The sequence below is a fragment of the Streptomyces sp. NPDC046716 genome (assembly GCF_040645755.1).
In the GTDB taxonomy this organism is placed as follows: domain Bacteria; phylum Actinomycetota; class Actinomycetes; order Streptomycetales; family Streptomycetaceae; genus Streptomyces.
The window spans coordinates 68,918-82,107 of record NZ_JBEYYU010000018.1; the positions used below are offsets into that span (position 1 = coordinate 68,918).

The window sequence follows — 13,190 nt, forward strand, 5'->3', positions numbered from 1 at the left end:
TCGGCGTCGGCGTCACACCTTGCGCCAGCGGGCGTTCGCCCAGGAGAAGATCCCGAAGGCGGCGAGGCCGACGGAGACCAGCACGAGCAGCCAGGGGCCGGCCGGGGTGTCGGTGAAGGCGCGCAGGGTGTCGTCCATGCCCTTGGCCCGGCCCGGCTCGTGCTGGACGGCGGCGGCGACGGCGAACCCGCCCGCGACGGCGAAGACGAGGCCGCGGGACGCGCCGCCGAACACCCCGAAGAAGTCGACGGCCTTGCGGGTCCGGCCCGACAGCTCGGACATCTTCAGGTGCTTGTGGAACTTGCGCAGGACGGCCCGTACGGCGATCCACAGACCCGCGGCGGCCACTCCGACACCGGCGGCGGCCACGATCCACTGGCCCTGCGGCCAGTCCAGGGCCGTCGCGGTGACGTCCTTGGAGCTCTTGTCGGACCCGCCGCTGCCGCTCGACTTGTCTCCGGCGGCGAAGGACAGCACGGAGTACGAGACGAACCCGTAGAAGACGAAACGGCCGGCGGCCATCGCCCGCTTGCCGGCCTTCTTCCCGTCGGTGCCCGCCTGGCCGAACGCCGCCTCGGACAGTCGCCACAGGGCCATTCCGGCCAGGGCCGCGCCGAGCAGCCACAGCAGGACCGTGCCGAACGGCTTGTCGGCTATCTCCGCCACGGCTCCGCCGCGGTCCGCCTGTTCGCCGCCGCCGTCGGCGAAGGCGATGCGCAGGGCCAGCAGGCCGATCAGTACGTAGATGATCCCGCGGGCGACGAAGCCCGCGCGGGCCGCCATCGCGACCGCCGGGCTGTTCGCCGCGCGCCGGGCGTGTCCGAGACCTTGTGTGGTGACCGATCCAGTAGCCATGACATCCAGTTGCCCCCGGATGCCCGCTCAACTCCTGGCGGGCACTCCTTCGTCCGCCCGGACTCCGGCCAGGACCGCGGTGATGGTCTTGCCGTCGTCGTGCCGGTCGATGCTGACGCGCCGGGACAGGTGCTGGATCATCAGCCAGCCGAAGCCGCCGGGCCGCGTCGGATCGTGCGGCTGGTCGCCCGGGAGGTGGGCGCTGCGGTCGCGGACCCGGATCACCAGGTCGCGGTCGTGGACGCAGGCGCTGAAGCGGGTCATGCCGTCCCCGTGCCGCAGCGCGTTGGAGACCAGTTCGTCGGCCACCAGCATCGCGTCCTCGGACAGCCTGCGGGCCAGCCGCCACGGAACCGCCGCGCACAGCGGCCGGACGGCGGCGCTGGTCTCGGCCCGCGCCTGCGAACAGGTCGTCCGTCCCACTTGGGGCATGTCGAAAGCGCTCATGGTGAGGCTTCCTCCTGAGGTCGCATGGTGCGAGGTGGTCCGCCTGTCCCCTCCCGCCTTCCCGGGCTCCCGGGCAGGCACTCCTGCCGACGGTCACCAGTCGTGCAGGGATCCGTCCAGCTGGAGCCGGTTCACGGGGAGGTAGGCGGGGGCGTAGGGGTGGGCCCGGGCCGCCTCGTCGTCGTAGTCGACACCGAGGCCGGGCTCCTCGCCGGGGGTGAGCAGGCCGTCGGTGAACGCGTAGGCGGGCCGGAAGACCTCGTCGGTGGCGCGGGAGTGCTTCATGTACTCCTGGATCCCGAAGTTGGGGATGGCGACGCCCAGGTGCAGGGCGGCCGCGAGGCCGACCGGGGAGATGTCCGTGGGTCCGTGCACGCCCGACTTGATCTGGTAGACGGCGGCGTAGTCGAGGATCCGCCGCAGCGCGGTGATGCCTCCGGCGTGGGTGACGGGCGAGCGGACGTAGTCGATGAGCTGTTCCTCGAACAGCTCGCGGTAGTCCCAGATGGTGTTGAAGACCTCGCCGATCGCCAGCGGTGTCGTGGTGTGCTCGCGGACGCGGCGCAGCATCGTGGCGTTCTCCGCCGGGGTGACGTCCTCCAGCCAGAACAGGTCGTAGGGCTCCAGGTCCTTGCCGAGCCGGGCCGCCTGGATGGGGGTCAGGCGGTGGTGGGCGTCGTGCAGGAGGGGCAGTTCCGGGCCGAACTCGGCGCGGACCGCCTCGAAGACCCTGGGGGCGTGCCGCAGGTAGGCGCGGGTGTCCCACTCCTCCTCCACCGGCCGGTTCGCTCGGCGGGCGGGCTCGTGGTCGTAGCGGGAGGTGGCGCCGGTCTCGCCGACCGCGGCGTTGGCGCTGGAGGCGACGCCGTAGACGGAGCCGAGTCCCGGGATGCCGCTCTGCACGCGGATGGCACGGTAGCCCTGGTCGAGGTGGTCGCGTATGGAGTCGAACAGTTCCTCCAGGTCGGCGCCGCTGGCGTGCCCGTAGGCCAGGCAGCCGCGCCGGCTGCGGCCGCCGAGCAACTGGTAGAGGGGCAGCCCCGCCAGTTTGGCCTTGATGTCCCACAGCGCCGTGTCGACGGCAGCGATCGCCGCCATGGTGATGGGCCCGCGCCGCCAGTACGCGCCCCGGTAGAGGTACTGCCAGGTGTCCTCGATCGCGTGGGCGTCGCGTCCGATGAGCAACGGGGTGACATGGTCGTCGAGGTAGGAGGCGACGGCCAGTTCGCGGCCGTTGACGGTCGCGTCGCCGAGTCCGACGACGCCGTCCTCGGTGGTCAGGCGCAGCGTCACGAAGTTGCGTCCGGGCGAGGCGACGAGCACCTCGGCGGAGGCGATGCGGGTGGCGGCGTCGCGTGCGACGCCGGGGGCTGGGGTGGACACCTGGAGCTCTCCATCGGTCGGGGCGTGGCGAAGGTGCGGACCGCGCGCCCCGGAGGGATGCCAGGAGGCGGGCGCGGACGGCGAACTCACCGGCCGCGGCCGGGTATCGGTCCAGGTCGTGCGGTACTCCGTCACCGTAGATCTTGATGCGGCCCGGGGGTAGACCGGCCGCGGATCGCGCGGTTCAGGGCCGGTGGCCGCCCGCTCCGTGCATGGCCGCGATCTGCGACCGGGAGCCGAAGCCCAGCTTGGTGAGGATGTGCTCGACGTGGGAGTCGACCGTCCGTTTGGACACCACGAGCTTCGCGGCGATCTCCTTGTTGGTCAGGCCCTCGCTGACCAGCGCGGCGACCTGGCGCTCGCGCGGGGTGAGCCCCTCGGCGGGGCCCGGCCGCTGGGCCGGGACCGCGGGGGCCTCCGCGGTGCTCTGCCGCAGCGCCGCGTCCACGGCGGCCTCCGGAGAGAGCTTCCCGCCCTCGGTGAACGACTCGTGGTAGCCGTCGGCGCCCAGCGCCTCGCGGGCCTCCCGGGCCGCCGCGTCGTGGAGTTCGTGGAGTACGGGGATGGCGAACCGGGCCTCCTTCGCGGCCCGGCGCCACAGCGCGTCGGCGGCGCCCTGGAGGACGGCGACCCGCTCGAAGTGGCGCAGGCCGGCCGCGTGCCAGGCGAGCCCTTCCAGGAAGTGGGCGAGGCCCATCACGTCGTGCAGGGCGGCCTTGCAGCGGATGCCCTCGCGGGCGCAGTCGACCGAGGCGTCCCGGCCCTCCTTGTCACCCCGCAGCCACAGTCCGACGCTCTTGACCCACAGGGCCCAGCTGCGGGCCCACTTCTCGCGCGGGTGCCCGGCGTTGCGGGCGAGGGAGTCGTCGCACCACGCGATGCCCTTGTCCAGGTCCCCGCTGAGGATCAGCATGAAGCCCGCGTAGAAGCCGAGCATGAGCAGGCCCTGCTCGTCGCCGAGGCCCGACATCCGCGACCGCGCCTCGTCGAAGTCGTCGGCGCACCCCTCGAAGCGACCCGCGAAGTAGCGGCGGTGGGCCTGGAAGGCGAGCGTCCAGGCCCGGCCCCGCTGGTCGCCGATCCGGGCGGCCGTCTCCTCGGCCTCGATGAGCAGGACCTCGTTGTTGCCGCGCTCGCCCTGGAGGTCCATGTACCAGCTCTTCAGCCAGAGGGCCTTGACGCGGGTGGGACTGTCGCCGGGGCAGCCGTCCAGGGCTCGGCGCAGCCAGTACCGGCCCTCGGTGAGCAGTCCCGTGCAGTGCCAGTAGCCCGACAGGGCGGTCGCGAGTTCCAGGCCGTCGCAGGCCAGGCCCTGCGGGGAGGCGCAGTACTCCAGGGCGGCGCGCAGATTGGCCTGGTCGTGCACGAGGGCGCGCAGCAGCGGCAGTTGGGCGTCGGTCGTCCACCGCGCGTCGAAGTCGCGGGCCGTGCCGAGGAAGTACGCGAGGTGGCGGGCGCGGGTGCGCTCCTCCTCGCCGGTCCCGAGGAGCTGGCCCCGGCCGAACTCGCGGATGGTGTCGAGCATCCGGTAGCGGGTGCCGTCCGGGGTCTCCACCCGCAGCACGACGGACTTCTCCACGAGGCCGATGAGCGCGTCGAGGACGGCCTCGGGCGGCAGGATCCGGTCGTCGGAGCAGACCTCCTCGGCCGCCGCGAGGCTCAGTTCGCCCGCGAAAACGGACAGCCGGGCCCAGAGCACCCGCTCCTGGTCGGTGGAGAGATCGTGGCTCCAGGCGATCGCCGTGCGCAGGGTCTGGTGGCGTGGGACGGAGGTGCGCCTGCCGCCCGTGAGGATGCGGAAGCGGTCGTCGAGGCGGCCGAGCATCTCCTCGAGGGACAGCACGCGCAGCCGGGAGACGGCCAGTTCGATGGCGAGCGGTATGCCGTCGAGGCGCCGGCACAGGGCGAGGACCTCGGCGCGGTTGTCGTCGTTCACGGTGAACCCGGCGACCGCCGCCCCGGCCCGGTCGGCGAACAGCAGCAGCGCGTCGCACGGCGCGCTCGCGCCGCTCTCGTGCGGACCGTCGGGCACCTCCATCGGGGGGACGGGCAGCACGTGCTCCCCCACCACGTCGAGCGGCTGCCGGCTGGTGGCGATGATCCGCAGCCGGGGCGCCGCGGGCAGCAGCGCGTCGCAGAGCATCGCGCACGCGTCCACCAGGTGTTCACAGGTGTCGAGGACGAGCAGGGCCGCCTTGTTCTCCAGGTGGTCGGCGACGACCTCGATCGCGGGCCGTGCGGCCTGCTCGGGCAGGTCGAGGGCGGACGCCACCGTGTTGGCGAGCAGGGCGGGATCGGTCAGCGCCGACAGGTGCACCATGTACACGCCGTCGGGGAAGTCCCGGCCGGCCCGGTGGGCGGCGCGCACGGCGGTCCGTGTCTTGCCGACGCCGCCGGGTCCGGTCAGGGTGACGAGCCGGGCGCGGCCGAGCACGTCGGCGAGCCGGGCGAGTTCACGCCGGCGGCCGATGAAGGGGGTCGCGTCGGCGGGGAGTTCGCCCGAGGTGCGACGGCTGGCGCGTGCGTTCATGAGCGGTACTGCTCCCAGGACTTGACTGCTGTGACATGGCCTGTGATCACGCTAGGGAGAAAACCGACCGGCACACCCCAGTTCTGCACAGAACCGCACGGGCGGCCCGCGATCGGGTACCGTTCGGCCCTGTTTTCCGTACCCCTGACGGGTCATCCTGCGGACTCCGCGCATCCTCTCCCCGACCGACGCCGTTCCCGCACACGGCAGGACGTCCCCCACGGCGGCGCACGACAGGCGGGAGCCGATCATGAACGCCAGCACCTCGGACCCGGGGTTCGTGGGGCGTGACACGCTCCTGGCGGAGGCCGGTGCGCTGCTCGCCGACGGCCGGCATCTCACCCTCAGCGGACTGCCCGGCGTGGGCAAGTCCCGGCTCGCCCGGTCGATCGCCGCACGTCCGGCCGCGCGGGACGGCGCGCACGTGATCGATCTGGCGCCGCTGCGCAAGGCGGCCCTGTTGCCGCACGCGATCGCCGCCGCCGTCGGGCTCGACGTCTCCGGCGGACGTCCCGCGCGCGACGGTGTGCTGGCCCACCTCGCCGGCCGGGAGGTGCTGCTGGTCCTCGACAACGCCGAGCACTTGGCCGACGTCTGCCGGATCCTCGTCCCCGAACTGCTGTGGCAGTGCCCCGGGGTCCGGATCCTGGTGACCAGCCGGGTGCCGCTGCGGACGGCGGCGGAGCGGCTGCTCGTCGTGGGGCCGCTGAGCGAGGAGGCGGCCATGGAGCTGTTCCTGCATCGGGCGCGGGCGGTGACGCCGGGCCTGATCGGCACCCCGCTCCACGACGTGCTCGCGCGCAGTCTGTGCCGGCGCCTCGATCTGCTGCCGCTCGCCCTGGAACTCGCCGCGGCCAAGCTGGGCTCACTGAGCCTGGGCGAGTTGGAGCACGCGCTGGACATCGGGGACGATCTCGCGCCCCCGGACTGCGATCCGGACCGGCGCCCCGCGCACCACCACTCGCTGAGCACCGTGCTGGGCCGCAGCCATGAACTGTGCAGCCCCGCGGAGCGGTTGCTGTGGGCCCGGCTCTCCGTCTTCATCGGCGCCTTCACCGCCGAGGACGCCCACGAGGTCTGCGGCGACCGGCTGCTGCCGGACGTCGCGGGGGAACTCGACCGCCTCGCCGAGGGGTCCCTGCTGCACGGCCGCGCGGGTTCGTTCTGGCTGCCGGTGACCGTACGCACGTACGGGATGCGGCTGCTCGTCGCGCTCGGGGAGAGCGCGCGGCAGCAGGCGCGGTACCGGGCCTGGCGCGGCCGGGGCCGGTCCTGAGCCCCAACCGGGTGGCCTGTGCACCTGAAGTGATTGATCGCTGTGTCGTGAGGTACAGGGTGGTATGCGCACCTTGGCTGCCTCGGGCAGCGCCTCCTGGATCTTCACCATCGTCGGCGTACTGATCGTGATCGGCCTGCTCGTCCTGTTGTGGACGAGCAGGCGCCGCCTGGCCCGGCGTCCGAACCCGCCGCAGTCGCCGCAGCCGCGGCAGGACTCGTGGCAGGACCCGGACGAACAGAAGCGGGACGATCACTGATCCGACGCGGGCACACACCGTTCGAGCACGGCGTAGGCGAGAACGGCGACGACGAGGCCGGTGACGGCGTCGGAGAGCTGCGGCGCCGACCAGTGGGCGACGGCCGCGGCGCCCGCGCCGATCGCCCAGGCCCCGAACGCGGTGGGCCGCACGGCCACCGTGGCGCGGTGGTCCATCGCGCCGCGGCCGCCGCGGGCGAAGAACTGGTCGGCGATCAGGACCCCGCCCAGCGGCGGGACGAAGACGCTGAGGATCACGAGCCAGTCGAGGAAGTGGTCCCAGACGCCCGCGAGCGCGGCCACCGTGCCGACCAGGCCGAGGACGACCGTCATCAGCCGCATCGTGCGGCCGGTCAGATGGGACCAGCCGAGCGCCCCGTTGTAGAGGCAGTGGCTGCACACCGAGCCGAGGTTGACGAAGACGAACACCGCGGCCAGCACGTTGAGCACGCCCGAGTGCTCGCCGGTCAGGATCGGCAGGAAGTCGCCGCCGGTGACGGCCGGCGCGGCGATCGCGCCCGCCGCGACGACCAGACCGCCGGTGACCTGCGCGACGACACTGGCGACCGGGAACGCGCTGACGGTCGCGAGGACGGCCTGCCGGCCGTTCTTCGACCAGCGGGTGAAGTCGGCGGTCATGGTGCCGGAGTCGGCGAACGTCGCCATGATCGTCGAGACGGCGGCGCCGAAGGTGAGGGTGGAGGCTCCGCCCACGCCCTCGTACGAGAAGACGGCCCCCAGGTCGTGGTCCTTGGCCACGACCACCAGGGCGGTCACGCCCGCGACGATGAAGAGCGGGGCGGCGACCGCGCCGAGCCAGGACAGCGCCTTGATGCCGAGGTAGGTCAGGGCTATGAACCCGAGCCCGGCCAGGACGGCGACCAGTTGCTCGTGCCAGCCGAACGCCTGGTGCAGGGTGGCGCCGGTGGCCCCCGTGTTGAACGCGAACCAGCCGACCACGATGGTCGCGAGGAACGCGGCGGCCACGATGTATCCGGCCCGGCCGAACGTGCGCGTGGCCTGGAGCGAGAAGCTCTCGCCGGTGGAGCCCGCACGGTGGCTGAGGATCCCCACGTAGACGAGCATGACCAGGTTGGCCACCGCGATGGCGGCCATCCCGCGCCAGAAGCCCAGCATGGCGACGACCACGCCGCCGGGGACGGCGTTGGTCAGGATCATCGGGAATCCGAACCAGACGGCCGAGACCGTCCACAAGCCTTTGCGCCGGTCGGCCGGGACCGGGCTGTGCTCGTACTCGGCGTCTAGGACCGCGGTGTCCGGCTGTCTGGCCGGGTCCGTGGCGGAGTGCTGTGTGTTCATCGTGTGTGTGGGCTTCCGGGGCGGGCGCTCGCGCGCGTCGGGACCAGCGGGACCGTCAGAAGGAAGAGCCGGCGAACGCTTCGGCGAGGGCGGAGACCGCCTTGGTGAAGGCCTCGGCCGGCGGGTGCGTGATGCCCGCGCCGATCATGCCGATGCCCGCTTCCTTGTGGGCGATGGCGGTGTTGATGATCGGCAGGATGCCGGTGTCGATGACCTTGCGGACGTCGATGCCGGTGGGCAGGCCCTGGAAGTCGAGGGCGGGGATGGTGACGTTGGGGTTCCGCGCCGTGGTGATCTCGCCCATGTCGCGCGTGTACTGCATCGCCTCGGCCACGGTGCCGCCGACGAGGGCGACGATGGCGGGCGCCGCCGACATGGCGAAGCCGCCGAAGCCGTAGGTCTCCGTGATGGCGCTGTCGCCGATGTCGAGGCCGGAGTCCTCCGGCTTGTACCCGGCGAACATGGGGCCGACCACGCGCTGCGCGGGACCGGTGAACCACTGGCCCGGCAGGCCCGCGACGCGGATGCCGAAGTCGACGCCGTTGCGGGCCATCGTGGTGACGACGGTGGAGTGCTCGATGCCGTTCGCGGCGTCGAGGGCGGCCTTCGCCACGGCCATCCAGGTCGGCCCGGAGAAGTAGTCGGAGGACGCGACGAAGTCGAAGACCTCCTTCTTCTGCGCAGTCGTGAACGACGACTGGAGGAGTCCGGGCGCGAGGGCCTGGAAGAGCAGGAGGGTGCCCGCGCCGTTGCGGTTGTGGCACTCGTCGCCCATGTGGATCGCCTGGGACAGCAGCAGCCGCAGGTCGATGGGGCCGGTGAACTCGACGGCCTCCTTCAGCATCGGGCCGAAGACGTCCCGCATCCAGATCAGCCGCTCGACGACCGAGTCGTCGTTGGCGCCCATCCGCAGAATCTTCGCCATCTGCTCGGAGAGGTTGGTGTACGCGGTGTTGCCGTGGGTCTCGTTCCGGACGATGTGCATGTACATCGACGCGGAGGTGACGCCGGCCATCGAGCCGACCGCGTTCATCTCGTGGCAGGGCTTGAAGGTGATCCGGCCGGAGGCGGCGACCTCGGCGGCCTCGGCCAGGTCCTTCGCCAGGCCCTCGAAGACGAGCGCGCCGGTGACCGCGCCCTTCATCGGGCCGTTCATGCGGTCCCAGGTGATGGGCGGGCCCGCGTGCAGGATCGTCGTCGGGGTCATGCCGGGGACGACGTCGAGGGCGCGGCCGTAGCCGACGAGCATCGGGCGGGCGGCGGTGATCCGCTCGACGGCCTCGGCGTTGGCCTCCTCGATGCGGGCGACGAGAGCCGGCTCGTCGAGCGTGTCGAGGGCGCGGGCCGCCTCGACGCTGCCGCCGCCGGGCGGGGTCCAGTCGAGGGTGGTGACCCGCGCGCCCTGGGCCGCGATGTCGGTGTCGAACATGGCGAGGCCGACGTTGACGACGTTCAGGTCGGCGCCGAACAGGGCGGCGGCGCCGGTGGCCGTCCCGGGGGCGGTCGCTTCGGCAGGGGTCACTTCGGGGGTGCTCATGGCTACTTGGCCTTCCGGGCGATCTCGCGGGCGAACTGGCCCGTCTCGGTGGAGCTGCGGGTGACGATGACGCCGGCGGCCTCGAGGGCGGCGCTCTGGGCGGCGACCGACGGGGTGTCCAGGTCGGTGCCGAGGACGTAGGCGATCACCGGCAGGTGGCGGCCCGCCTCCTCCGCGATGCGCTGCGCCTCCCGGATGGCGGGCAGGGTGGTGCCGACCGGGTCCTCGTGGGAGCCGAAGCCGAGGACGAAGTCCAGGACGAGCGCGGCGACGGACGGGTCCTTCGCCTCTTCGACGAGCCGTTCCAGGCGCAGGGCGGGGTCGATCATCGGGTGCGGGCGGCCGTTGGTGAAGTCGTCGTCGCCGAAGTCGAGGAAGGTGTGCCCGGTGCTGGGCGCGTCGGCGGGGAGGCGGAAGGCCGGGTCCTTCTGGATGTTGCTGTGGACGTCGACGCCCGCGTCCTTGACGGCGTACATCGTCTCGTCGCACAGGGTGCCGCCGCAGAACAGGCCGCGCACGTGGCGCTGGCCGTCCGCGAGCCGGGCGACGACGGCGGTGGCCGCTGCCTCGGCGTCGAACTCCTCGGCGGCGACGGCCGGTTCGACGCCCGCGTGGGTCACGGCCTGGCGGGCCGCGTCCAGGCTGGTGGCGGCGAAGTGGGCGCCCGCGGCGGTGACCGCCTCCTCGGAGCCGCCGATGAAGTAGACGACGACGGGCTTGCCCGCGGCGGCGGCCTCGGCCAGCACCTTCTTCTCGACGGACGGCGCGGGCGGCTTCGACACCAGCACGATGACGTCGGTCGCCGGGTCGGCGGCGAGGGCGCGGATCCCGTCGGTCATCATCAGCCCGCCGACCTCCTCGCTGAGGTCGCGGCCGCCGGTGCCGATCAGCTGCGAGACGCCGCCGCCGAGCGCGTGGACGCGGACGGAGACCTCCTGCGATCCGGTGCCGGAGGCGGCGACGATACCGACGGAGCCGGGGCGCACCTTGTTGCCGAAGCACAGGGCGACGTTGTTGATGATGGCGGTGCCGCAGTCCGGGCCCATCATGAACAGGCCCTTCTCGTGGGCGAGTTGCTTGAGGGCCACCTCGTCGGCGACGGAGACGTTGTCGCTGAACAGCATCACGTGCAGGCCGCCGGCGAGGGCCTTGCGGGCTTCGCGGGCCGCGTACGCGCCGTTGACGGCGATGACCGCGAGGTTGGCTCCGTCGATCGCCTCGGCTGCGCCGGTGAGGGTGCGGTAGGTGACCGCTCCGGCACCGGCGGACGCGGGCGCCTTGCGCTGGAGCAGCTCCTCGACCTGCGTCAGCAGGGCGTCCGTGTCGGCGTCCTCGGCGGCGACGAGGACGATCATGAGGTCGCCGCTGGCGGCCTCCCGCAGCTCGTCGGTGAGCAGGCCCAGGTTGTCGAGGACCCCCTTGTTCATCTCGGTGCCCATGGCGGTGAATGCCTGCTCCACCCCCTCCAGGGCGTTGGCCTTGGTCGAGACGGACATCAGGGACACGGAGTCGTAGTACGTGTTCTTCCGTACGACGGCTGTGGTGGTACTCACAGCGAACCTCGCAGTTCTTCTTCCAGGTGGAGTCCGGCCACCAGGCCGGACAGGGTGTCGCTGCCCGAGGTGTGGCCGATGGCCAGCAGCCTGCGGACAGGATCGTGCGGTGCGCGCGGCCGCGGGCCGTCGTCGGCCGACTGCCGCAGTACGTCGATGAGTTCGGCCCTGACCCGGCCGTCGGCGGCCTCGGTCAGGGTGGCGTGGGAGACGTCGGTGGTGCGTCCGCGGTGTTCGGCGAGGACGGAGCGCACGGCGGGGACGAGTCCGGTGGGCACGGCTCCGGGCAGGGCCGCGACGAACGTGAGGCCGGTGAGGAAGTCGTCGCCCGCCGGGGTGAGCCCGGGGCCGAGCCCGAGCAGGGCGAGGACGCCCCGCCGGATCTCCGCGTCGTCCCCGCCGTCGCGCAGCGCGGTGAGCAGTGTCGTGCGTCCGGCGTCGAGGGCGCGGGCGACGGCCTGTTCCAGCGGACCGGCGCCGGGCGCGGGGCCGAGCATGCCGCCCCGGGGCCCCCACTCCTCGTTGAGCCGGTCGAGTCGGTCCGCGATGCGGGCGAGGGCGCCGGGGGCGAGGTGGGTGAGGGACGGGGGCGTCGCGCGCCAGGGCCGTGCGCCGGTGCTGGTCACGTGCAGGGGGCGGGGCCCGGTGCCGAGCGTCAGATTTCCGGACGCGAATGTCACGGGCTGCCCGGCGGTCAGGGCGGTGCCGGTCCAGTCGGCCAGGTCGACGACGAGGGTCCGCGGGGCGTCGCCGCCGTCGCGGGCGGCGAGCGTGACGAGCGTGCCGTCCGGGGTGAGCAGGTTGACGACGCGGGCGAAGACCGAGTGGACGCGCCCCTGTCCGGTCGCCGTGCGCAGACGGTCCAGGAGTGCGGCGTCCGCCGAGAGCGCGGACACCGTAGGTGTCGCGGCGGATTCCTCACGGCTCATCGTCACGCCCTCCTTCAGCCTGTCGCCCTCGCCGGTGTGCGAGCCCTTCCGACGGTGCCCTCTGCGGAACACCCACCTTGGTATACCATTCGGCGTCTCGTAGGCGAACACCTGTACCCGCACTTCTCAGCAAGGGACATCACCATGCGCATCGTCGTCGCTCTCGGAGGCAACGCTCTGGCCCGGCGCGGGGAGCCGATGACGGCCGACCGTCTGCGCGCCAACGTCCGCGGCGCCTGCCAGGCGCTGGCCGGTCTGGCCCGCGAGCACGAGGTCGTCATCACGCACGGCAACGGCCCGCAGGTCGGCCTGCTCGCCCTGCAGAACCTCGCCTACCAGGACGTGGCGGCGTATCCGCTGGACATCCTCGGCGCCGAGACCCAGGGCATGATCGGCTACGTCATCCAGCAGGAGCTGTCCAACGCCCTGGCCGGCGAGCGCGAGGTGGCGGCCCTCGTCACCACGACCGAGGTCGACGAGGCCGACCCGGCCTTCGAGCGTCCGACCAAGCTGATCGGCCCGACCTACTCGGCACAGGACGCCGCCGAGGCCGCGGCCGAGTACCGCTGGACGATCGCCAAGGACGGCGGCGCCTTCCGCCGCGTCGTGCCGTCCCCCCACCCGCTGCGCATCATGCAGGCTCCGCTGGTCAGCACGCTGCTCGACCACGGCACGCTGGTGGTCTGCGTGGGCGGCGGCGGGGTGCCGGTGCGCACCGACTCGCGCGGCCGCCAGATCGGCATGCAGGCCGTGGTGGACAAGGACGCGGCCAGCGCCGCGCTCGCCGCCGACCTGCGGGCGGACATGCTGATCATGCTGACCGACGGCGACTTCGTCAGCGAGAACTGGGGCACGCCGCAGCAGCGCGACATCCTCACCGCCTCCCCCGCGGGCCTGGCCTCCATGCAGTTCGCCGAGGGGTCGATGCAGCCGAAGGTCGAGGCCGCGGTACGGGTGGCCGAGGCCGGCGGACGCGCCCTGATCGGCCCGCTCGACCGCCTCGACGACCTGCTCGCCCGCGAGGTCGGCACGGAGATCCGGGCCGACGTGCCCGGAGACGTCGTCTTCGTCGGCGCCTGACCCGGACGCCATTCGGTATACC

Annotated in this window: 11 protein-coding genes; 3 read left to right on the forward strand and 8 right to left on the reverse strand. The window is 72.7% G+C overall.

Going from position 1 to position 13,190, the window contains the following annotated elements:
• Positions 1 to 12: 12 nt before the first annotated feature.
• The 4 genes from ABZ930_RS16185 to ABZ930_RS16200 all read right to left on the reverse strand — a co-directional run bounded on the left by ABZ930_RS16185 (position 13) and on the right by ABZ930_RS16200 (position 5,215).
• Entirely contained in the window at positions 13 to 855 is an 843-nt protein-coding gene (locus ABZ930_RS16185; protein WP_361547768.1) for a DUF1206 domain-containing protein, read from the reverse strand.
• A 27-nt stretch (positions 856 to 882) separates the two neighbouring features.
• Positions 883 to 1,302 carry an ATP-binding protein gene (locus tag ABZ930_RS16190; RefSeq protein ID WP_361547771.1) on the reverse strand — a complete coding sequence of 140 codons (420 nt, stop codon included), beginning with the start codon at positions 1,300 to 1,302 and terminating at the stop codon, positions 883 to 885.
• Between the two features lie 93 nt (positions 1,303 to 1,395).
• Positions 1,396 to 2,685, reverse strand: a complete 1,290-nt coding sequence (gene manD, locus ABZ930_RS16195; RefSeq protein WP_361547774.1) for a D-mannonate dehydratase ManD — start codon at positions 2,683 to 2,685, stop codon at positions 1,396 to 1,398.
• Positions 2,686 to 2,869: 184 nt separating this feature from the next.
• Positions 2,870 to 5,215, reverse strand: coding sequence for a LuxR C-terminal-related transcriptional regulator (locus tag ABZ930_RS16200; RefSeq protein ID WP_361547777.1), 2,346 nt, complete (start codon positions 5,213 to 5,215; stop codon positions 2,870 to 2,872).
• 250 nt (positions 5,216 to 5,465) lie between these two features.
• Between ABZ930_RS16200 and ABZ930_RS16205 the strand changes: the two genes are divergently transcribed.
• The gene (locus ABZ930_RS16205; protein ID WP_361547780.1) at positions 5,466 to 6,491 is read left to right on the forward strand and encodes an AAA family ATPase; all 1,026 of its coding nucleotides are present in this window, start codon (positions 5,466 to 5,468) and stop codon (positions 6,489 to 6,491) included.
• Positions 6,492 to 6,555: 64 nt separating this feature from the next.
• Entirely contained in the window at positions 6,556 to 6,750 is a 195-nt protein-coding gene (locus ABZ930_RS16210; RefSeq protein WP_361547782.1) for a DUF6479 family protein, read from the forward strand.
• Here ABZ930_RS16210 and ABZ930_RS16215 read toward each other — a convergent pair.
• Genes ABZ930_RS16215 through ABZ930_RS16230 form a run of 4 tightly spaced genes read right to left on the reverse strand, consistent with a single transcriptional unit; the run spans position 6,744 to position 12,088 of the window.
• Positions 6,744 to 8,069, reverse strand: a complete 1,326-nt coding sequence (locus ABZ930_RS16215) for a cytosine permease (RefSeq protein ID WP_361547785.1) — start codon at positions 8,067 to 8,069, stop codon at positions 6,744 to 6,746. The two genes, ABZ930_RS16210 and ABZ930_RS16215, sit on opposite strands and share 7 nt — an antisense overlap.
• 55 nt (positions 8,070 to 8,124) lie before the next feature.
• Entirely contained in the window at positions 8,125 to 9,606 is a 1,482-nt protein-coding gene (locus tag ABZ930_RS16220; RefSeq protein ID WP_361547788.1) for a DUF1116 domain-containing protein, read from the reverse strand.
• 2 nt (positions 9,607 to 9,608) lie between these two features.
• A complete protein-coding gene (fdrA, locus tag ABZ930_RS16225) occupies positions 9,609 to 11,159 on the reverse strand; it encodes an acyl-CoA synthetase FdrA (RefSeq protein WP_361547791.1) in 1,551 nt (516 codons plus the stop codon).
• Positions 11,156 to 12,088, reverse strand: coding sequence for a DUF2877 domain-containing protein (locus ABZ930_RS16230; protein WP_361547794.1), 933 nt, complete (start codon positions 12,086 to 12,088; stop codon positions 11,156 to 11,158). Before ABZ930_RS16230 ends, fdrA begins: the two co-directional genes overlap by 4 nt.
• 144 nt (positions 12,089 to 12,232) lie before the next feature.
• Between ABZ930_RS16230 and ABZ930_RS16235 the strand changes: the two genes are divergently transcribed.
• Entirely contained in the window at positions 12,233 to 13,168 is a 936-nt protein-coding gene (locus ABZ930_RS16235) for a carbamate kinase (protein ID WP_361547797.1), read from the forward strand.
• Positions 13,169 to 13,190: the final 22 nt, after the last annotated feature.